At 71.9% G+C, this 19,924-nt stretch carries 19 protein-coding genes; 11 read left to right on the plus strand and 8 right to left on the minus strand.

Going from position 1 to position 19,924, the window contains the following annotated elements:
• Window position 1: 1 nt before the first annotated feature.
• From bioD to ACZ56E_RS11885, 3 genes are all read left to right on the plus strand, one after another.
• A complete protein-coding gene (gene bioD, locus ACZ56E_RS11875; RefSeq protein WP_471213454.1) occupies window positions 2–736 on the plus strand; it encodes a dethiobiotin synthase in 735 nt (244 codons plus the stop codon).
• 71 nt (window positions 737–807) lie between these two features.
• Window positions 808–1,521 (plus strand): class I SAM-dependent methyltransferase, encoded by a 714-nt coding sequence (locus tag ACZ56E_RS11880; protein ID WP_471213456.1) that lies wholly within the window; start codon window positions 808–810, stop codon window positions 1,519–1,521.
• Window positions 1,522–1,617: 96 nt separating this feature from the next.
• Window positions 1,618–2,289, plus strand: coding sequence for a class I SAM-dependent methyltransferase (locus tag ACZ56E_RS11885; RefSeq protein ID WP_468610840.1), 672 nt, complete (start codon window positions 1,618–1,620; stop codon window positions 2,287–2,289).
• Window positions 2,290–2,296: 7 nt separating this feature from the next.
• Here ACZ56E_RS11885 and ACZ56E_RS11890 read toward each other — a convergent pair whose 3' ends face one another.
• Window positions 2,297–2,668 carry a fic family toxin-antitoxin system, toxin component gene (locus ACZ56E_RS11890; protein WP_398306719.1) on the minus strand — a complete coding sequence of 124 codons (372 nt, stop codon included), beginning with the start codon at window positions 2,666–2,668 and terminating at the stop codon, window positions 2,297–2,299.
• Window positions 2,669–2,672: 4 nt separating this feature from the next.
• Window positions 2,673–2,921: an antitoxin gene (locus tag ACZ56E_RS11895; protein ID WP_362988728.1), complete on the minus strand. Its 249-nt coding sequence runs from the start codon at window positions 2,919–2,921 to the stop codon at window positions 2,673–2,675.
• A 164-nt stretch (window positions 2,922–3,085) separates the two neighbouring features.
• Here ACZ56E_RS11895 and ACZ56E_RS11900 point away from each other — a divergent pair, with 164 nt between their 5' ends.
• The 5 genes from ACZ56E_RS11900 to ACZ56E_RS11920 all read left to right on the plus strand — a co-directional run bounded on the left by ACZ56E_RS11900 (window position 3,086) and on the right by ACZ56E_RS11920 (window position 9,598).
• Window positions 3,086–3,955 carry an ABC transporter ATP-binding protein gene (locus ACZ56E_RS11900; RefSeq protein WP_471213457.1) on the plus strand — a complete coding sequence of 290 codons (870 nt, stop codon included), beginning with the start codon at window positions 3,086–3,088 and terminating at the stop codon, window positions 3,953–3,955.
• A gap of 13 nt (window positions 3,956–3,968) precedes the next feature.
• Window positions 3,969–6,533, plus strand: coding sequence for an ABC transporter permease (locus ACZ56E_RS11905; protein WP_471213459.1), 2,565 nt, complete (start codon window positions 3,969–3,971; stop codon window positions 6,531–6,533).
• 65 nt (window positions 6,534–6,598) lie between these two features.
• Complete coding sequence (locus tag ACZ56E_RS11910; RefSeq protein ID WP_471213461.1) at window positions 6,599–7,057, plus strand: GNAT family N-acetyltransferase; 459 nt, start codon at window positions 6,599–6,601, stop codon at window positions 7,055–7,057.
• A 160-nt stretch (window positions 7,058–7,217) separates the two neighbouring features.
• A complete protein-coding gene (locus tag ACZ56E_RS11915; RefSeq protein ID WP_468610832.1) occupies window positions 7,218–8,588 on the plus strand; it encodes a hemolysin family protein in 1,371 nt (456 codons plus the stop codon).
• On the plus strand, window positions 8,585–9,598 hold the full coding sequence (locus ACZ56E_RS11920) for a hemolysin family protein (protein ID WP_398306728.1): 1,014 nt from the start codon (window positions 8,585–8,587) through the stop codon (window positions 9,596–9,598). Before ACZ56E_RS11915 ends, ACZ56E_RS11920 begins: the two co-directional genes overlap by 4 nt.
• A gap of 150 nt (window positions 9,599–9,748) precedes the next feature.
• Here ACZ56E_RS11920 and ACZ56E_RS11925 read toward each other — a convergent pair whose 3' ends face one another.
• Both ACZ56E_RS11925 and ACZ56E_RS11930 read right to left on the minus strand, forming a co-directional pair.
• Complete coding sequence (locus tag ACZ56E_RS11925; protein ID WP_471213462.1) at window positions 9,749–10,003, minus strand: holin; 255 nt, start codon at window positions 10,001–10,003, stop codon at window positions 9,749–9,751.
• A gap of 113 nt (window positions 10,004–10,116) precedes the next feature.
• A complete protein-coding gene (locus tag ACZ56E_RS11930; RefSeq protein WP_471213463.1) occupies window positions 10,117–10,683 on the minus strand; it encodes an NADPH-dependent FMN reductase in 567 nt (188 codons plus the stop codon).
• A 138-nt stretch (window positions 10,684–10,821) separates the two neighbouring features.
• Between ACZ56E_RS11930 and ACZ56E_RS11935 the strand changes: the two genes are divergently transcribed.
• The 3 genes from ACZ56E_RS11935 (at window position 10,822) to purB (ending at window position 13,646) form a co-directional block, all read left to right on the plus strand.
• Window positions 10,822–11,292 (plus strand): MarR family winged helix-turn-helix transcriptional regulator, encoded by a 471-nt coding sequence (locus ACZ56E_RS11935; protein WP_471213465.1) that lies wholly within the window; start codon window positions 10,822–10,824, stop codon window positions 11,290–11,292.
• Window positions 11,293–11,335: 43 nt separating this feature from the next.
• Window positions 11,336–12,115 carry an SGNH/GDSL hydrolase family protein gene (locus ACZ56E_RS11940; RefSeq protein ID WP_471213466.1) on the plus strand — a complete coding sequence of 260 codons (780 nt, stop codon included), beginning with the start codon at window positions 11,336–11,338 and terminating at the stop codon, window positions 12,113–12,115.
• 88 nt (window positions 12,116–12,203) lie between these two features.
• A complete protein-coding gene (gene purB, locus ACZ56E_RS11945; protein ID WP_471213468.1) occupies window positions 12,204–13,646 on the plus strand; it encodes an adenylosuccinate lyase in 1,443 nt (480 codons plus the stop codon).
• A gap of 72 nt (window positions 13,647–13,718) precedes the next feature.
• Here purB and ACZ56E_RS11950 read toward each other — a convergent pair whose 3' ends face one another.
• The 4 genes from ACZ56E_RS11950 to ACZ56E_RS11965 all read right to left on the minus strand — a co-directional run bounded on the left by ACZ56E_RS11950 (window position 13,719) and on the right by ACZ56E_RS11965 (window position 19,806).
• Window positions 13,719–14,561, minus strand: coding sequence for a SigB/SigF/SigG family RNA polymerase sigma factor (locus tag ACZ56E_RS11950; RefSeq protein WP_471213470.1), 843 nt, complete (start codon window positions 14,559–14,561; stop codon window positions 13,719–13,721).
• 302 nt (window positions 14,562–14,863) lie between these two features.
• Entirely contained in the window at window positions 14,864–15,526 is a 663-nt protein-coding gene (locus tag ACZ56E_RS11955) for an HAD family hydrolase (RefSeq protein ID WP_471213471.1), read from the minus strand.
• A gap of 42 nt (window positions 15,527–15,568) precedes the next feature.
• Window positions 15,569–16,813, minus strand: a complete 1,245-nt coding sequence (locus tag ACZ56E_RS11960; protein ID WP_471213473.1) for a cytochrome P450 — start codon at window positions 16,811–16,813, stop codon at window positions 15,569–15,571.
• A gap of 116 nt (window positions 16,814–16,929) precedes the next feature.
• Window positions 16,930–19,806, minus strand: a complete 2,877-nt coding sequence (locus ACZ56E_RS11965) for an AfsR/SARP family transcriptional regulator (protein WP_471213474.1) — start codon at window positions 19,804–19,806, stop codon at window positions 16,930–16,932.
• Between the last annotated feature and the right edge of the window lie 118 nt (window positions 19,807–19,924).

The following is a 19,924-nucleotide window of genomic DNA, read 5'->3' on the forward strand; positions in this document are numbered from 1 at the left end:
CGTGACGGTGATCGTGGTGTCCGGTACGGGCACGGAGATCGGCAAGACGGTGACGACCGCCGCGGTGGCCGCGGTCGCCCTGGCGGCCGGGCGCAGCGTCGCCGTGCTCAAGCCGGCGCAGACCGGGGTCGCGCCCGGCGGCCCCGGCGACGCGCAGGAGGTGACGCGGCTCGCGGGGGACGGCGTCACCACGCTCGAACTGGCCCGCTACCCCGAGCCGTTGGCGCCCGACGTCGCGGCGCGGCGGGCCGGTCTCGCACAGATCCACCCGCAGGACGTGGCAGACGCGGCGGCGAAGCTCGCGACCGAGCACGACCTGGTGCTCGTCGAGGGAGCCGGCGGGCTGCTGGTGCGCCTCGACGACGAGGGCGGCACCCTCGCGGACGCGGCGCGTCTCCTGGACGCGCCGGTCCTGCTGGTCGTCACGGCGGGCCTCGGCACGCTCAACTCGACGGCGCTGGCGGCGGAAGCGCTGCGGGCGCGCGGTGTACGCCAGCTGGGCCCCCTGGTCGGCAGCTGGCCGTCCGCCCCCGACCTGGCGTCCCGCTGCAACCTCGCGGACCTCCCGAAGGACGCGGGCACACCCCTCCTCGGCGCAATCCCCTCCGGAGCCGCATCGCTCGCGGCCCCCGACTTCCGCGTGGCGGCGGCCGGCTGGCTGGGCCCGGAGCTGGGAGGCACGTGGGACGGAGCGGCGTTCGCGGAGCGGGAGGCGCCGGGGGCGTGGAGGCCGTGATTCAGCGGTCCCTGTGACGGAGGGGGAGGGAGCGCCGCGCCTTCCCCCTCCTCGACGGGTAGAAGTGCAGCGTGAGTGATTCCTATGCCGCGCTTGCGGAGCACTACGACCTGATCATGACGTCGGGGTACTACGACTACGACGCCTACGCACGCGAGCTCTTGTCCCATATGCCCGCGCGCGGGCAGGTACTGGAGCTGGGCGTGGGCACCGGCCTGGTCTGCGAGCGGCTGGTGGAGTCGGCGTCCTCGGCGTTGCGGCTCACCGGTATCGATCACACCCCGAGCATGCTGGACCGGGCCCGCGCGCGGCTCGGCCCGCGGGTGCGGCTCCTCGGTCAGGACATCCTGCAGCCGGGCCTCCCGGGCGAGTTCGACGTCGCCTACTCCGTCGGCGGGGTCTGGCTGTGGCTGCGCGACGAAGCCGGCACACAGCTGGGCAGTCACCTCCTGGAGGACGAGGAGAACGTCACGGGCCTGCGTAATCTCGCCGCCGCGCTCCGGCCGGGCGCCACCCTGCTGCTGTCCGTGCAGAAGGCCCACCGGCCTTACCGGCGGCCCCTGCCCGGCGGGCTCGTATACGCGCAGGACCTGCACGATCACGGCGACGGACGGGTCACCAAGGACTACTTCATCCTGCGCGGGGACGCCGTCGTCGCCCATCAGCGTTCGACCTTCCGTCTCTACCCTCGGGCCGAGGCGGACCGGCTTCTGGAGCAGTGCGGCTTTCACCGTTCCAGGGGCGGTGGCGATGAACAGCTCTTCTGCCGCTACGTGCGCGCGTGACGCCCGCGTACAGCGGGACACGACGTCGCGGTGGGGTCGCTCGGCCCGGTGGCGGGGGACCATGGCCCTGTCCGCTCGCTCCGTCGAGGAGGGTCCATGTCGCCGCGCTCCGCCAAGTCCGTGTCCCGGGACGCTGTGCATCATCCCGTTTTCGCGCGTTTCTACGCTCGGCAGAGCGTGGCCGCCGAGCCTCTCATCGGTGGTCACCGGCGGGAGCTGCTCGCCGGGCTCGCCGGGCGGGTGATCGAGGTCGGTGCGGGGAACGGGCTCAACTTCCCGTACTACCCGGGCGCGGTCTCCGAGGTCGTGGCAATCGAGCCGGAGCGCGTTCTGCGGCGGCTCGCGGTCTCCGCGGCCCTGCGCGCAGACGTGCCGGTGGACGTCGTGCCAGGCGCCGCGGAGGCGCTGCCCGTCAAGAGCGAGGCGTTCGACGCGGCGGTCGTCTCGCTCGTACTGTGCAGCGTGCGCGACGTGCGGCGGGCGCTCGGCGAGCTGCGGCGAGTGCTGCGGCCCGGCGGTGAGCTGCGGTTCTTCGAGCACGGCCGGGCGCCGGGGACGCTGATGTCGGTCACCCAGCGCGTCCTGGACCGGACGGTGTGGCCGCCGCTGTTCGGCGGCTGTCACGTCGCGCGGGAGCCACTGGCGGCCCTGCGCGACGCCGGGTTCGAGCTCGGCGCGCACCGGCGGTTCCTGGTCCCGGCGAAGGGGCCACGCCTGCCGACGTCGTACTGCGTACTGGGCACGGCTCACCGGCCCGACCTGGCCTGACGCCGGCTCACAGGCTCCACTGGCGCAGCTGGTCCGCTATGGCGTGCACGCTCGCGCCGTCCTCCTTCACAAGACGGGCCAGTTCGCGCACCTGCTCGGGCGAGGTGACGACCTTCAGGCCGCTGGAGACGAGGTAGGCGTAGGCGACGGAGGAGGCGAAGAGGGCGTTCGAGCGCTCGAGGGCGGGGATGTGGAGCAGGACTTGGAGGAGCGCCGCCGCGCGGTCGTGCGGGGTTTCGTAGACGGGCACGCCGAATATCTCCGCCTCGTGTCTGCTGACGGCGGCGACGAGCGCGCCCCAGTCGGTGACCTGCGGGTCCCCGGGCGTCTTGTGTTCGGCGACCATCAGGAGCCAGGCGAGGTCGATTCTGAGGTCCAACGGCTCAGCAGCGACCTTCACGCACCGGGCGGCTGCCCTCGCGCTCGACGCCGAACTCCTCGGCGAACACCGACTCGTACTGCTTCATGAAGTCGGCGGCGGCCTCGACGAAGGTATGTCCGATTTCGCCGGCGTCCTGTTTGACGAGCTCTTCGATATAGCGGTTGACGCTCATGCCGCGGGCCAAGGCGCGCTCCCGCGCGGCCCTGGCGGTGTCCTCGTCCACCCGCACGTTCAGCTGTGTCTTCGCCATACCGTCAAGCTAGCGCCGGGGTGCTAGCACCACAAGACCGCCATGACCTTGCCCCTTACATACGTTTCGGGGCCCGACCTCGGAGGGATACCGGACACCCGGGCGGCCCCACTACTCTCGTCGGGGTTACGGGAGTTGGAACGGCCACAACCCAGGAGGCCGCCTTGTCCACACCTGCTTCGACACCGGCCGCGGGCCGCCCGGAGCCCGCCGGGATCGCCGCGCGCGCCCGCGGCCTCACCAAGGCGTACGGCTCGGGCGAGACGACCGTGCTCGCCCTCGACTCGGTCGACGTGGACATCACGCGCGAGCGCTTCACCGCCGTCATGGGCCCCTCCGGTTCGGGGAAGTCCACTTTGATGCACTGCCTCGCCGGCCTCGACAGCGTATCGGCGGGCCAGGTGTGGCTCGGCGACACCGAGATCACCGGTCTCAAGGAGCGCGAACTGACCCGGCTGCGGCGCGACCGCGTCGGCTTCATGTTCCAGTCCTTCAACCTCATCCCCACGCTCAACGCCCTGGAGAACATGACGCTGCCGATGGACATCGCCGGGCAGCGGCCCAACCGCGACTGGTTGGAGCACGTCATCGACACGCTGGGGCTGCGGGACCGGCTCAAGCACCGTCCCGCGCAGCTGTCCGGCGGGCAGCAGCAGCGGGTGGCGTGCGCGCGGGCGCTGGCCGCCAAACCCGAGCTGATCTTCGCCGACGAGCCGACGGGCAACCTCGACTCGCGGGCCGGGCTCGAAGTCCTCGGCTTCCTGCGCGAGGCGGTGGACCAGCTCGGCCAGACCGTCGTCATGGTGACCCACGATCCCGGCGCCGCCGCCCACTCCGACCTGGTGCTCTTCCTCGGCGACGGCCGGATCGTGGACGACATGGAGCGGCCGACGGCGGAGGCGGTGCTCGAACGCATGAAGCGGTTCGACGCCCTGCACGCGGTGGCATCGGGCGCTCCCGGGGCGGCGCCGGGCCCGACCACGGCAGCGCCGGGCACGTCCGTGTCCGTCGACAAACCGTCCGACCAGAGCTGAGCCGGGGGCCGCGGTGCTGAAGGCGACACTCAGAAGCTTCCTGGCGCACAAGGGGCGGCTCGCGCTCTCCGCGCTGGCCGTCATCCTCTCCGTCGCGTTCGTGGCGGGCAGTCTGATCTTCTCGGACACGGTCACGCGCACCTTCGACCGTCTCTTCGCCTCCACATCGGCCGATGTGACGGTCGCCCCGAAGGAGGACCTGGACGAGGCCATGCCGTCCGGGCAGACGCCGACGGTTCCCGCGAACCTCAAGGAGCGGGTGGCCGGGGTCGACGGGGTCGAGGACACGCACGTCGACGTGTCCGTCGAGAACATCACCATCGTCGACCGCGACAACGAATCCGTGAGCTCGACGACCGGCGCCCCCACCATCGCCACCAACTGGTATCCCACCGACCGCAGCCCCGTGGAGCTCACCTCGGGCCATGCCCCGCGCGGCGACGGTCAGGCGATGATCGACGCGGACACGGCCGAAAAAAAGGACGTGGAGATCGGGGACACCCTCACCGTCCTGGCACGGCCCGGCTCGTTCAAGGTGAAGATCGTCGGCATCGCCACGTTCACCACCACGAACCCCGGTGCCGCGCTCGTCTTCCTCGACACGTCGACCGCCCAGCGCGAGCTCCTCGGCTCGGAGGACGTGGCGACGAGCATCTCCGTGACGGCCGCGGACGGCGTCGGGGACCCGACACTGAAGCGCCGCATCGCCGCCGAGCTGGGCTCCGGCTACAAGCTGGAGACCGCCGACGAGCAGGCCGAGTCGGCGGCCTCCGAACTCGGCGGGTTCCTCGACGTCATCAAGTACGTGATGCTCGGCTTCGCCGGGGTCGCCGTGCTCGTGGGCATCTTCCTGATCGTCAACACCTTCTCGATGCTCATCGCGCAGCGCACCCGCGAACTGGGCCTGCTGCGCGCCCTCGGCGCCGACCGCAGGCAGGTGCGCCGCTCCGTGCTCTTCGAGGCGCTGCTGCTCGGCCTGGTCGGCTCGACGCTCGGGCTCGCCGCGGGCATAGGGCTGGCCCTCGGCCTGATCGAGCTGATGGGCCTGCTCGGGATGAACCTGAAGTCCACGGAGATGGTCCTCGGGTGGGCGACGCCCGTCGCCTCGTACGTCGTCGGGGTCGGCGTCACCTTCGTCGCGGCGTACCTCCCGGCCCGGCGGGCCGCGCAGGTGTCGCCGATGGCGGCGCTCGCCGACGCGGAGATCGCCGGTGTGGGGCGGCCGTTGAAGGTGCGGGCCGTCGTGGGTGCCGTCGTCGGGGCGGCCGGTGCCGCCGCGCTGATCGGTTGCGCGACGGCGGAGAAGACCTCGTCCGCGGCGTCGCTGCTGGGGCTCGGCATCGTCCTGACCCTGATCGCCACGGTCGTCGCGGGGCCGCTCCTGGTACGCCCGGTGATCCGGGTGCTCGGCGGTGCGTTCCCCGCGGTCTTCGGCCCGGTCGGCCGGATGAGCCAGCGCAACGCGCTGCGCAACCCGCGGCGCACGGGCGCCACGGCGGCCGCGCTGATGGTGGGGCTCGCGCTGGTCGGCGGTCTCTCGGTGGCCAGTGCGTCGATGACGAAGTCGTTCGACCGGCAGATCGACAAGACGCTCGGCGCGGACTTCGTCGTACAGAACAGCAACTTCATGCCGTTCTCGCCGGAGATCACCGGGAAGGTCGAGGACACCGAGGGCGCCGGTCTCGTCGTACGCCAGCGCTTCACGCCCATCGAACTGGCGCTGCCCGACGGCAAGAACGTCGAGTCGACCGCCGCCGGATACGACCCGCGACTCGACGACGTCGCCAAGGTCACGTACGCGCAGGGCAGTTCACGGGAGGCACTGGCGGCCGGGCGGATCGGCATGGACAAGGACTTCGCGGAGAAGCACGAGGTGCGGCTCGGGGACGCGCTGCCCGCGACGTTCCCCGGCGGACGCGAGACGAAGCTGACGGTCGGCGCGCTCACCGACCAGGACTCCGCCGAGGGCTTCGGCATCGAGGGCGGGCTCTTCCTCGGGTTCGGCACGGTCGAGAAGTACGTGCCGGGCGGCCAGGACTCCGCGTTGTTCGTCAACGCGGCATCGGGCACGGACGCGGACACCCTGCGCGAGCGCCTGGAGAAGACCCTCGACCCGTATCCGCAGGTGCAGGTGCGCGACCAGGCCGACTACAAAGAGCTGATCCGGCAGCAGATCGCCGTGATGCTGTACCTCGTCTACGCCCTCCTCGGCCTGGCGATCGTCATCGCGGTCCTCGGCGTGGTCAACACCCTCGCCCTGTCGGTCGTGGAGCGCACCAGGGAGATCGGTCTGCTGCGCGCCATCGGCCTCGGACGGCGTCAGCTGCGCCGCATGATCCGCCTGGAGTCGGTGGTGATCGCCGTGTTCGGGGCGCTGCTCGGCCTCGCGCTCGGCCTGGTGTGGGGCGTCGCCGTGCAGCAGGTGCTCGCGCTTCAAGGCATGAAGGAGCTGGCGTTCCCCTGGACGACGATCGTCGCGGTGGTGATCGGTTCGGTGGTCGTCGGCCTCGCGGCGGCGCTCCTGCCGGCGCTGCGCGCGTCGCGCATGAACGTGCTGGCGGCCATCGCGCACGAGTGATGCCCCGGCGTCCGCATCCTGAAAAATCCGTGCGCCGGGGCGCCGGCCGATGGTGGGATGCTGGCATGAACGCTCTCCATGTACGGGACAACGACCTGCACGTGCGGACCGCGACGGCCGAGGACCTCGACGCGGTGCTCGCCTTCTGGAAGACGGCCGCCGAGGGCACGAGCATCAGCGACGACCGCTCAGGGGTGGAGCGGCTCGTCGCCAGGGACCCCGAGGCGCTGATCCTCGCGGAGCGTGGCGGCGAGCTCGCGGGCACGGTCATCGCGGGCTTCGACGGCTGGCGCTGCCATCTGTACCGCCTCGCCGTGCACCCGGAGCACCGCCGCCGCGGCGTGGGCTCGGCGCTGCTCGCCGCCGCGGAGGAGCGGTTCGTGCGGCTCGGCGGGCGGCGCGGCGACGCGATGGTCCTGGACCGCAACGATCTCGCCCACCACGCCTGGCGCGCGGCGGGCTACGCTCCCGAGCCGCAGTGGAGCCGCTGGGTGAAGCCGCTCCCTGCCGGGTACGAGGAGTAGACCCCGCCTGGGGTCGGAGCGGCTTTGCCGGTCCTTTACCCTGTACGTACCACTCGTATCCGACTGAAAGGTGTGAGCGTCCGCCCATGGGCGAGCCTCCCAGTACCCGACATCGCGCACTCCTCCCGCTCCTGTCCGATCATGGGACGGAGGTGACCCGATGACCGAAGTGCTCCTGCTCCTCGTGGCGGTGCTGCTCAGCCTGGCGTGCGGTGTCTTCGTCGCGGCGGAGTTCTCCCTCACGACGGTCGAGCGCAGCGAGCTCGAGCGGGCCGTCGAGCGCGGCGAGCGCGGCGCGGCCGGCGCCCTCAAAGCCGTCAAGAACCTCACCTTCCAGCTCTCGGGCGCCCAGCTCGGCATCACCGTCACCAACCTCGTGGTCGGCATGCTCTCGGAGCCGTCCATCGCCAAACTGATCGCGGGTCCGCTGCGTGACCTCGGCGTCCCCGGGTCGGCGGCCTCCTCCATCGCCCTGGTCATCGGCACGGCCCTGTCGACGGTCTTCCTGATGGTCGTCGGCGAGCTGGTCCCGAAGAACTGGGCGATCTCCTCGCCGCTCGCGGTCGCCAAGCGGGTGGCCACGCCCCAGCGACTGTTCAGCGCCGCGTTCCGGCCGTTCATCGCGCATCTGAACAACACCGCCAACCGTTCCGTACGCCGCTTCGGCATGGAGCCCACCGAGGAGCTCGCCTCCGCGCGCGGCCCCAAGGAGCTGGTGGCCCTGGCCCGCCACTCCGCCAGGGAGGGCGCCCTGGAGGCGGACACCGCCGAGCTGTTCGTGCGCACGCTGAACCTCGCCGACCTCACCGCGGAGAACGTGATGACGCCCCGCGTCCAGGTCATGGCCCTCGACGTGCACGCCACCTGCGAGGACGTCGCCAACGCCACGCGCGCCACAGGACTCTCCCGCTTCCCCGTGTACCGCGGGAACCTCGACACGGTCGTCGGCGTCGCCCACATCAAGGACGTGCTCGCCATACCGGCCGAGCGCAGGCAGCGCGTCCCCGTCTCCGAACTGCTGCGCGAGCCGCTGCTCGTCCCGGAGACGCTGACCGTCGACCGGCTCCTCGACCGGCTCTCGGGCAAGCGCACGATGGCCGTGGTCATCGACGAGTACGGCGGGACCGCCGGGGTGGCCACCCTGGAGGACATCGTCGAGGAGGTCGTCGGCGAGGTGCGGGACGAGCACGACCCGCACGAGACGTCCGACATCACCGTCGAGGGCACCGACGACGACGGCAGGACGCTGTACTCCGCCGACGGCGCCGCCCGCACCGACCAGCTCGCGCGGGTCGGTCTGCGGGTGCCCGACGGGCCGTACGAGACCCTCGCCGGCCTCGTCGCCACGCGGCTCGGCCGCATCCCCGCCGTCGGTGACGACGTCGAGGTGGGCGGCTGGCGGCTGGACGTCGTCGACGCCACGGGGCGGCGCGCCGCCCGCGTGCTGCTGCACGCGCCGCCACTGCCCGGCGATCACGACGTCCACGACGCCCGCACGGCCCGCGCCGACCACGAGGAGGACGCCCGATGACCGCCATCCAGCTGCTGATCGGTCTGGCGACGCTCGTCGTCAACGCCTTCTTCGTGGGCGCCGAGTTCGCGCTCATCTCCGTACGCCGCAGCCAGATCGAGCCGCACGCGGAGGACGGGAACAAGCGCGCCAAGAGCGTCATGTGGGGTCTCCAGCACGTGTCGGCGCTGCTCGCCGCAGCGCAGCTCGGCATCACGCTGTGCACCCTCGTCCTCGGCATCGTCGCGGAGCCGGCCATCGCGCATCTGCTGGAGCCCGCGTTCGACGCGGTGGGCGTGCCGCACGGCCTGGTCCACCCGATCTCGTTCGTCATCGCGCTGGCCCTTGCGACCTATCTGCACATGCTGCTCGGCGAGATGATCCCGAAGAACATCGCGCTCGCCGAGCCCGTGCGCTCGGCGCTGCTCCTCGGGCCGCCGCTGGTGGCGCTTGCGCGGGCGCTGCGCCCGGTGATCTTCGCGATCAACGCGTTCGCCAACGGTCTGCTGAAGCTGCTGCACGTCGAGGCCAAGGACGAGGTGTCGGCGAGCTTCTCCGACGACGACCTCGCCCGCATGGTCAAGGACTCCGGAGACGCGGGTCTGATCGACAACCGTGCGCAGGAGCGGCTGCACGACGCGCTCGAACTGGGCCGCCGCCCGGTCAGGGACGTGGTCCTGCCGCTGGAGGACGTGGTCTACGCGCGCGTGGGCGTCACCCCGGAACAGTTGGAGCAGCTCTCGGCCGAGTCCGGGTTCTCCCGCTTCCCCGTGGTCGACGACGGCCGCCGCATCGTCGGCTATCTGCACGTCAAGGACGCCCTGGACCGGGCGCCGCGCGATCTGCCGTTCCGGGTTCCGGACATGCGCAAGATCGCCCAGGTGCGCGAGACGACGCCGCTGGACGACGTGCTGACCGCCATGCGTGGCAGCCGCACGCATGTGGCGGCGGTGCTCGGTTCGGACGGCAGGCTCGCCGGGATGGTCACGATGGAGGACGTGCTGCAGGAGCTGTTCGGCCAGCCGGTGTGACCCGTGACCCGGGCCCGCAGCCTGACCTGCTGGTCCTGACCTGCTGGTCCTGACCTGCTGGTCCTGACCTGCTGGTCCTGACCTGCTGGTCCTGACCTGCTGGTCCTGAGCGGGGCGGCGGAGAGGCCTTCCCGCCCTCCGCCGCACCGCTCAGAGGACCCGTTCGCCCGCCCCCGCCGACGGCGTCGGCTGCTCGGTGATGCCGGGCCCCGCCGCACCGGCCTCCGCGGCCCCGAGCGCCGTCAGGACCGCGAGGACCGCGGCGAGGCCCGCCGTCGCGAAGGCCGCGCCCCACTCGACGTCCAGCAGGCTGGTCGCCCCGGCGACCAGTACGGCGGCCAGCGCCTGCGCGAACGTGCGGATCGCGCGTTCCGCGGTGGCCTTCCAGAAGGCTCCGGTCCACATGGCTGGCTCGCTCTCTCGTGACGACGGCTCGCCTATGGCATACCGCCGTGACGCCACACTGCCCAGGGGCCGGGAGACCCGGGAAGCGGAGGGTGTGGTGCCTGTGGGGACCCTCAGACAGCGGTCGGCTCCGCGGCGGCCAGCAGCGCCACCTCGTCGAGCACGGCGGCCGCCTGCGCGGTGAGCTCCGCCGTGGCCACGAAGCCTCCGTCCCGGCCGGCCAGGCGGTCCTCGATGCCGGAGACCGACAGGCTCCGCCCTGCGGGCCGCAGCCCCACCCTGCGCAGCACCGGCTGGATCATCTCGACGGCGGGGGCTCCTCCGGAGCTGTCCGCGCTGTAGCTGATCAGGCCCACCGGCTTGCCCTGCCACTCCTTCTGCAAGTAGTCGATGGCGTTCTTCAGGGGCGCGGTGAAGCCGCCGTTGTACATCGGCATGACGAAGACGAAGCAGTCGGCGGCCGCGACGGTCGCGCTCCAGTCCTTGGTGTGCCGGTGGATGTAGCGGCCTTCCGACGGGTGCTCGGGCTCGTCGAAGAACGGCAGGCCGACCTCGCCGAGGTCGATCAGGGTGGTCTCGAACTCCTCGCGGGCGGCGGCGATTTCCGCTACCCAGACGGCCAGCGGGCGGCCCGCGGAGGTGGGCCGGGTACTCGCCGAGACGACATACAGACGAGGCATCGTGCCGCTCCTTCACATGGTGGTGCCGTCACCCTTCGAACAGCAGCGGTACCCGCACCGTTAGTGGTTGACGTGTCACCTATTACGGTAGGAGCGAGCTGAATGACATGTCAACCAAATCTCCGATACGGTGGGTCCATGCCCCAGGAACCCCGCTGGCTGACCGACCGCGAACAGCGCGCATGGCAGGCGTACCGCCGCATGTTCCTGCTGCTCAACGCGGAGCTTTCCCGCGATCTCAACCGGCAGAGCGGACTCTCCGACCCCGACTACGACGTCCTGTCCAACCTGGGCGCGAGCCCCGACCACCGCCGCCGCGTCAGCGAGCTCGCGGACCGCATGCTCTGGTCCCGCAGCCGCCTCTCCCATCACCTCGCCCGTATGCAACAGCGCGGCCTCGTGGTGCGCGAAGAGTGCGCGACGGACGGCAGGGGCGCGGTGGTCGTGCTCACGGAGGAGGGGCTGCGCACGATCGAAGCGGCCGCCCCACTGCACGTGGAGTCCGTGCGCAGGCACTTCATGGATCTGCTGACCCCCGAACAGATCGAGGCGTTCACCGACGTCGGGGAAACGGTGGTGGCCCGGCTCACCGAGCCCGGCCCCGGGTGACACCTGCGACGGTGCGCCCCGGCGGGATACCATCGCTTCCGCCATGCAGATGAATGCCAACTACACCAGTCTCGTCGCGGTCGGCGACTCCTTCACCGAGGGCATGTCGGACCTGCTGCCCGACGGCAGCTACCGCGGCTGGGCCGACCTCCTGGCCGGCCGGATGGCGGCGCACAGCCCCGGCTTCCGGTACGCGAACCTCGCGGTGCGCGGCAAGCTCATCGGCCAGATCGTCGACGAACAGGTCGACGTCGCGGCCGCGATGCAGGCCGACGTGGTCACCCTGGTGGGCGGGCTCAACGACACCCTGCGCCCCAAGTGCGACATGCGCCGCGTCCGCGATCTGCTCGAAGAGGCCGTGGAGCGCCTCGCGCCCGCCTGCAAGCAGCTCGTCCTGATGCGCAGCCCGGGTCGCAACGGCCCGGTGATGGAGCGGTTCCGCCCGCGCATGGAGGAGCTGTTCACGCACATCGACGACCTGGCCGACCGGCATGGCGCGCTGGTCGTGGACCTCTACGGCTCCGCCGCCCTCGGCGACCAGCGCATGTGGGACGTGGACCGGCTGCACCTCACGGCCGAGGGGCACCGCAGGGTCGCCGAGGCCGTGTGGCAGGCGCTCGGCCACTCCCCCGAGGACGACTGGCAGACCCCGCTGCCGGCCGCCGTGCCGCCGGGCTGGGCGGTGCGCCGCATCGCCGACGCCCGGTTCGCCAGGCAGCACCTCGGGCCGTGGATAGGGCGCCGCCTCACCGGCCGCTCCTCCGGCGACGGACGCGCGCCCAAGCGCCCCGACCTGCTCCCCTACGACGGCCCGCTCCCCTAGGCCCTGTCCGCCGACTCACGCTCTCGTAGCTTCCGACGAACGGGGGCGTGGCGCTGGCCTGCATGAATGCCCAGTAGAATCCGTACACGTGACTGCTGCGCCTGCAAAGCCCCGTATCCCGAACGTCCTCGCCGGACGTTATGCCTCCGCCGAGCTCGCCACCCTCTGGTCGCCCGAGCAGAAGGTGAAGCTGGAGCGTCAGCTCTGGCTCGCCGTGCTGCGCGCGCAGAAGGACCTCGGGATCGAGGTTCCGGACGCCGCCATCGCCGACTACGAGCGCGTGCTCGACCACGTCGACCTGGCCTCGATCGCCGAGCGCGAGAAGGTCACGCGCCACGACGTGAAGGCCCGCATCGAGGAGTTCAACGCCCTCGCCGGGCACGAGCACGTCCACAAGGGCATGACCTCGCGCGACCTCACCGAGAACGTGGAGCAGCTGCAGATCCGGCTCTCCCTGGAGCTGATCCGCTCCCGTACGGTCGCGGTCCTCGCCCGGCTCGGCAAGCTCGCCGGCGAGTACGCCGAGCTGGTGATGGCCGGCCGCTCCCACAACGTCGCCGCGCAGGCGACGACGCTGGGCAAGCGCTTCGCGACCGGCGCCGACGAACTCCTCGTCGCCTACCGCCGCCTGGACGAGCTCGTCGAGCGCTACCCGCTGCGCGGCATCAAGGGCCCGGTCGGCACCGCCCAGGACATGCTCGACCTGCTCGGCGGCGACGCCGGGAAGCTGGCCGACCTGGAGCAGCGCATCGCCTCGCACCTCGGGTTCGAGACGGCCTTCACCTCGGTCGGCCAGGTCTACCCGCGCTCGCTCGACTACGACGTCGTCACCGCTCTGGTGCAGGTGGCCGCCGCGCCGTCCTCGCTGGCCAAGACGATCCGCCTGATGGCGGGCCACGAGCTGGTGACCGAGGGCTTCAAGCCGGGCCAGGTCGGCTCGTCCGCGATGCCGCACAAGATGAACACCCGCTCCTGCGAGCGCGTCAACGGCCTCACCGTCATCCTGCGCGGCTACGCCTCGATGACCGGCGAGCTGGCGGGCGACCAGTGGAACGAGGGCGACGTCTCCTGTTCCGTCGTACGACGGGTCGCCCTGCCCGACGCGTTCTTCGCGCTCGACGGTCTCCTGGAGACCTTCCTCACCGTGCTCGACGAGTTCGGCGCCTTCCCGGCGGTCGTGGCGCGCGAGCTGGACCGCTACCTCCCCTTCCTCGCCACCACCAAGGTCCTCATGGCCTCGGTGCGCGCGGGCGTCGGCCGCGAGGAGGCCCACGAGGCCATCAAGGAGAACGCCGTCGCCTCCGCGCTCGCCATGCGTGAGCAGGGCGCCGAGCGCAACGAACTGCTCGACAAGCTTGCCGCCGACGCCCGGATCCCGCTGGACCGCGCGCAGTTGGACGAGCTGATGGCCGACAAGCTGTCCTTCACCGGCGCCGCGAGCGACCAGATCGCCGCGGTCGTGGCGCGGATCGAGGACCTGCTGAAGAAGCACCCCGAGGCCGCGGCCTACACGCCGGGCGCCATTCTGTAGCCCCGACTCGGCACAGCGGCCCGTCCACCTGGCTCGGTGGACGGGCCGAGCCGTGTCACGGCCCGCGCGGGGTCAGGCGGCGCGGGCGGCGGTGCCCGCGTCCGCGTAGCCGGCCTCGGCGCGCACGCGGTCGCAGCTGCGGCTGATCAGGCGCGAGACGTGCATCTGGGAGATGCCGAGCTTCTCGGCTATCCGGCTCTGCGTCATGTCCTCGAAGAAGCGCAGGTACAGGATGGTGCGCTCGCGCTCCGGGAGCTTCCGCAGCCCGTTCTTGGCCGCCTCCCGGTCGGTGATGACGTCGTACGCGGTGTCCGGCGCCCCGAGCGTGTCGGCGAGGCTGAACCCGTCGGGGTCGGCGGAGGAGATCTCGGCGTCCAGCGAGAGGGCGCTGTAGCCCTCCATCGCCTGCATGCCGTCCCGCACCTCGTCCTCGGTCAGCCCCGCGTGCGCGGCGATGTCGGCGATGGAGGGCTCGGGGCCGCTGCCCGGCTGGTCGATGAGTTCACGGCGCGTGGCACGGACCTTGTTGCGCAGATCCTGGACGCGGCGCGGCACCCGCACGTCCCACATCCGGTCGCGGAAGTGCCTGCGCAGTTCGCCGGTGATGGTGGGCACGGCGTAGCTCTCGAAAGCGCCGCGGCCGGGCTCGTACCGGTTGACGGCCTTGACCAGGCCCATCGCGGCGACCTGCCGCAGGTCTTCCAGGTTCTCGCCCTTGTTGCGGTAGCGGGCGGCCAGCCGGTGGGCCATGGGCAGCCATGCCTCGACGATCTGCTCGCACAGGACTTCCCGCTCGGGGCCGTCGTCGAGCGACGCGAGCCGGGCGAATTCCGCGGTGGTGTCCGGTGCGTCGTGGTGGGAGTGCCGGCCCGTCGTACGGCGACGGGCGGAGTATGCAGTGAGGTCCGTAGGCATCAGAATCGCTCCTCAACGGTGCCGCCAATAAGTGACCGCGAGAAACGGGGCGCCCCAGTGACAGGCATCCACCAGGAGTGAACACACCGCTCCCGCGAACGCGCCTCCGGTCCGAAGCACGACGTTCGCCTGCCCTGCGTTTGGGGGGTCAAACAGCCGTGTGAGCAAGGAGATCGGGGGTGAATACCTTCGAATGGGTGGGGCATACGGGACGCGGGGTGCGCAGCGCCGGAACGGCCGTCGGGCGCCCGTGTCGCCGACCGGCCGCATTGGGGTGCGGCCGGTCGGTCTTCTTACAGGCCCTAAGTGCCGGCGAGGACCTCGCTGTCCAGGCGGCTCAGCATCTCGGCGGGGTGCGCGTACACGGCCGCGGCACCGGCCTCCTCCAGATCGCTCCGGGGAATGCCTCCGGAGAGCACCGCGACGCTGCGTACGCCCGCCCGGGACGCCGCCCGCATGTCCCACACCGTGTCACCCACGAACAGCGCGTCCTCCGGGGCGCATTCGGCGATCTCCAGGGCGTGGTGGACGGGGTCGGGAGCCGGTTTGCCCGAGGACACGTCGTCCGCGCTCGCGATGCCGAGGATGACGTCGTCGGCGTCGATGGCCCGGCGGAGCGCTTCAAGCTCCGAGCCGCCCGCCGAGGTCGCGAGGACGATGCGCCACCCGCGGTCGTGCAGCGCGTGCAGCAGGTCGCTCGCGCCTTCCAGAGCGGGCAGCCGGTCGAAGTACGTCCCGTACAGGGTGCTGTGCGCGTCGCTGATCGCCTCCTCCTGGCCGGTGTCCCGGTCCTCGCCGAGCAGGTGGGCGATGAGGTCGGTCGAGCCGAGGCCGACGGCCCGGTGGATGTCGTGCATCGCGACCTGGTGTCCCGCTTGGCGGAACGCCTCCCACCAGGTGGTCACGTGCAGGTGGTTGGTGTCGGTGAGCGTTCCGTCGACGTCGAACAGCGCCGCACGTCTCATCACTGCGTACCTTTCTCTCGCTCGGTCACTTCTCTGCCCCGGTCACTTCTCCCGCTTGGTCACTCCGCTGATGACGAAGCCGCTGCGGGGCATGGTCGGCACGCGGTTCAGGGGGATGCGCAGGTCCTGCTCGGGGACGTCGTGGTCGAGCCGCGCGAGGCGCGGGAGCAGGGTGCTGAGGACCGCAAGGGTGACGTCCTCGCCCGGGCAGCGGTGGCCCTGGGAGGCATCCCCACCGCCCTGCGGGACCAGTTCGTCGCGTCCGGGTTCGCGGCCGGTGAACCGCTCGGGGTCGAATGTGTAGGGCGCGTCCCACAGTTCGGGGTCGTGGTTCTGTCCGTAGAGGTCGAGGAGGACCATGGTGCCCTCGGCGATGGGTTCGCCGTGCCATTCGATGTCGTCGGGGGCGAGGCCTGCGACGAACGGCGCGAACGGGTAGAAGCGCCGCACCTCGTGGGCGAACGCCCGCGCGTAGCCCTCGTCCTGCGCGGCCAGTCGCTTCCGGAGCGCCGGGTGCCGGTGCAGGGCGTGCGCCCCGAACACCGTGAACCAGGTGACGGCGACGGTCGGCCGGAGGATGTTGAGGAGCTCGACGGCGGCCGTACGCGGTTCGAGCAGCTCACCGTCGGCGTCGCGGTGGAACGCCACGGCCGCCACCACGGAGGGCGGTTCCCCCGCCCCCTGCTCCCCCGCCGACCGGACGTCCTCGATCAGCCGGGCAAGGCGTGCCTCCTGGCGCCGCCGGGCGAGGCGGGCCTTCCAGTGCCTCGGCCCCGCCGTGGCGAAGCCGTCGACCATCGCCACCAGGTCCTGCGCGGTCCGCCGCGATTCGTCGTCGGGGTGCTCCGGAAGAGGGACGCCCGCCCACGCGCACACGGCCCGTGTGATCAGGACGCTCACTTCGTCGAACAGCGTCACCTGGGGGTGGTCGGCCCACTCCTTGCAGGACCGATCCCACTCGTCGGCGACATGCCGGGCCAGTCCGGTGACGCCCGCGGTGTCCTTGAGGACCGTCACGAAGAGCTCCTTGCGCCGCCGGTGCTCCGCCCCGTCGAGGGTGTGCACCGCGCCCTTGCCGAAGAGCGTGGCCAGGATGGGTTCGGGCAGGGCCGTCCGGCGGCGCACGTGGTCCTCGTCGTAGAAGAACCCGACGGCCGCGGGGCCGCGCAACGCGATGGCCTGCTTGCCCAGCAAGCGGGTACGGACGGCGCCCGGGCCCCGGCGGCGGGTCAGGTCGGGGAGCCACGCGTAACCCTGACTGAGCAGCGGCAGCGTGTTGTCCAGCATGGAGTCCTCCTGAAGGGAAAGGCTCAGGCCCAGGCGGTCGGCCGACGACTCGGTCGGCTCGGCCTCCGTGGCCTGTTGATCACTGCACACGGGTTCCCCGGTGCCGCCTTCGCGAATCAGGACGAAAGGGAGCTATTTGGGGCGTCCGCCTCCGGCTGGGCGACGCGACCCCGCTGGCCGACGAGACGGGCTTCCACCCGCTCGGCCGGTCCCGTGCGGTTCTGGGACCGGTACAGCGTCAGCGCCTGCTGCCAGGCCTCACGGGCGAGGTCGGTGCTGCCCATGGCGTCGTGGGTCTCGGCGAGGTTGGCCAGGGTGTCCGCCTCGTTCGACGCGTCCTCGTGCCCGCGGAAGAGGGCCAGAGCGCGCCGGTAGTACGCGAGGGCCTGCTCGTGTCGGCCGGTGTGGTGGGCGATGTAGCCGAGGCTGTCGAGCGTGGTGGAGGCGTCGATGGGGCGCGCGTGCTCCTCGTAGAGACGCAGCGCCTGCTCGCAGTGGGTGCGGGCCTGCGGATAGCGGCCGAGCTGCGCGTACATCCAGCCGACGGCGTTGAGCTGGTTGGCCTGCCAGACGGGGTTGTCCAGCCGCTGGTAGAGGGCGAGGGCGCGCCGCGCGTGGTCCAGGGCGCGGGCGTCGTCGCCGTGCTGTTCCCAGACCCGGCCGAGGGTGCGGGAGATGTGTGCCTGGCCCGCGACGTCGTCGGCGTGTTCGGCCAGGGTGAGGGCCAGGCCGAGGTGTTCCAGGGCTTCGTCGTAGTCGTCGGTCAGGGAGCGGGCGTGGCCGTAGCGCCAATGTGCCAGGGCTCTGGCGGCGGGGTTGTCGCCGTGGCGTTCGGCCGCGGTCAGGGCGGCCTGCCAGACGGTGACGTACTCCGTGAGGTGGTAGCCGCCCTGGTGGTACGAGATGAGGGACCAGGCCAGTCGCCACACCTGGGGCTCGCGGCCGGTTGCCAGGGCGAGGGACTGGACGGCGAGGAGGCACGCGTGTTCCTCCTCGAACCACCGGAGCGCGGCCGTGGTGTCCGCCGGGTCCAGCGGTTCGCACCCGGCCGCCGGCGGCTCGAGCCGGAAGGCGAAGGGGGTGTTCGGGCCGTCCAGGCGCCGGTTGGCCGCATGGGCGGAGTGGACGTAGAAGTCGACGAGCCGGGTGAGGGCGGCTGCCCGGTCCTGGTCGGGCCGCTGCTGGGCGAGTTCGGCCGCGTACAAACGCACCAGGTCGTGCATCCGGTAGCGGCCCGGGCGCTCCTGCCGCACCAGGTGGGCGGAGTCCAGCTCCATCAGCAGAGCCCGCGCCCTGGCCCGGGGCAGCGCGGCGAGGCTCGCCGCGGCGGCCAGGCCGATGTCGGGGCCGGGAGCCAGGCCGAGCAGGACGAACAGGGCGCCGGCCGCCGGGGTGAGGGCCCGGTGGGAGGCGGCGAAGGCGGCACGGAGGCTGGCCGTGAGGTCGCCGATGTCGAGTGCGTCGAGGCGGTCGGCGGACCGGCTCAGCTCCGCGGCGAGGACGGTCAGCGGGAAGTCCGGGTGGGTGGCGGCGCGGGCGGCCACGACCCCGAGGGCCAGCGGCAGTCCGGCGCAGTGGTCGATCAGCGCGGCCACGGAATCCGGTTCGGCCGCGACCCGGGACGCGCCGAGGTGGCTGACCAGCAGGTGGTGCGACTCGTCCCGGCCGAGGACGTCGAGCGGCACCAATTGGGCGCCGTGCGTCGCCGCCAGGGCGGTCAGGCGGTTGCGGCTGGTGATCAGGACGGTGCACGACGGGCTGCCGGGCAGCAGCGGGCGGACCTGGTCGGCGTCGCGGGCGTCGTCCATGAGGATCAGCATGCGCCGCCCGGCCACGAGGCTCCGGTACCGCGCGGCCTGCGCCTCCGGGTCCGCCGGGATGCTGTCCGGGTCGGCGTGCAGCGCGTCGAGCCACGCGCGTACCGCGAGGGCGGTGGGCATCGGCTGCTCGGCCGGGTCGAACCCGCGCAGGTTCACGTACAGCTGGCCGTCCGGGAACCGGTGGGCGTTCTCGTGCGCCCAGCGCAGGGCCAGCCAGGTCTTGCCCAGGCCGCCGATGCCGCCGATCGCCGAGATCACCACGGTCCCGCCGGGGCCCTCGCCCTCCGAGGCGTCCAGGGCCTGCGAGAGCTGGTCCAGTTCCTTGCCGCGGCCGGTGAACACCCCGGGCGGCGCCGGTAATTGACGGGGCACGGGCAGCGGGGCGGCGACCGCGGGCGGGGCGTCCGGCTCCAGCGAGGCGTCGGCCGTGAGGATCCGCTGGTGCAGGTCCCGCAAGGCCGCTCCGGGGTCCACGCCGAGCTCCTCCGCGAGCCGTTCCCGGGTGTGCCGGTAGTGGCCCAGGGCGTCGGCCGCCCGCCCGGATCTGTGCAGGGCGAGCATCAGCTGGCCGGCCAGCCGTTCGTCCAGCGGGTGCGCCTGCGCCCGCGCGGTCAGCTCGGCCAGCAGTTCACCATGACGGCCCCGGCCCAGTGCGAGGTCGGTGCGGTCCAGCTCGGCCGCGAACCGTTCGCGTACGAGATTCTCGCGCAGCCCGCCGAACCAGGGCGTGTCCAGAGTGGCGAACGGCTCGCCCCGCCACAGGGCGAGGGCTTCCTCGTACAGGGCCAGGGCGCGCTCGCCGTCCTCGGCGGCCCTGGCCCGCGCCACCAAACTCCGGAAGTGGTGCATGTCCACCGCTGAGGGGTCCACTGTGAGCCGGTAGCCGCCGGGCTCCTTCACGATCCGCGCACCGGCGCCGTCTGCTTCCTCGGCGCCCCCGGCCCCCAGCAGGGCCTGCCGCAGGCGGGACAGGTAGCTGTAGAGGGTGGTGCGGAACCGCCGCGGCAGCCGGTCCGCCCAGACGCGGTCGGCCAGTTGGTCCACCGAGACGGTGCGGTTGGCCTCGGCCAGCAGCACCGCGAGCACAGAGCGCTGCCGCAGATGACCCACGTCGATGTGCCGACCGTCCACCTGGACCTCGACGTCACCGAGCACCGTGAACCGCGCCGTCACTGCCCGGACCTCCCCGTTCCCACCGTCCCCGCCATCCCCACGGCTCAGCGTTACGACTCAGCGTTCGGCCGCTTCGCGGCCCAGCCTGACCTGGTGGTTCAAGGTCTGTCCAAGGTTT

This window comes from Streptomyces sp. NPDC039480 (genome assembly GCF_055597165.1).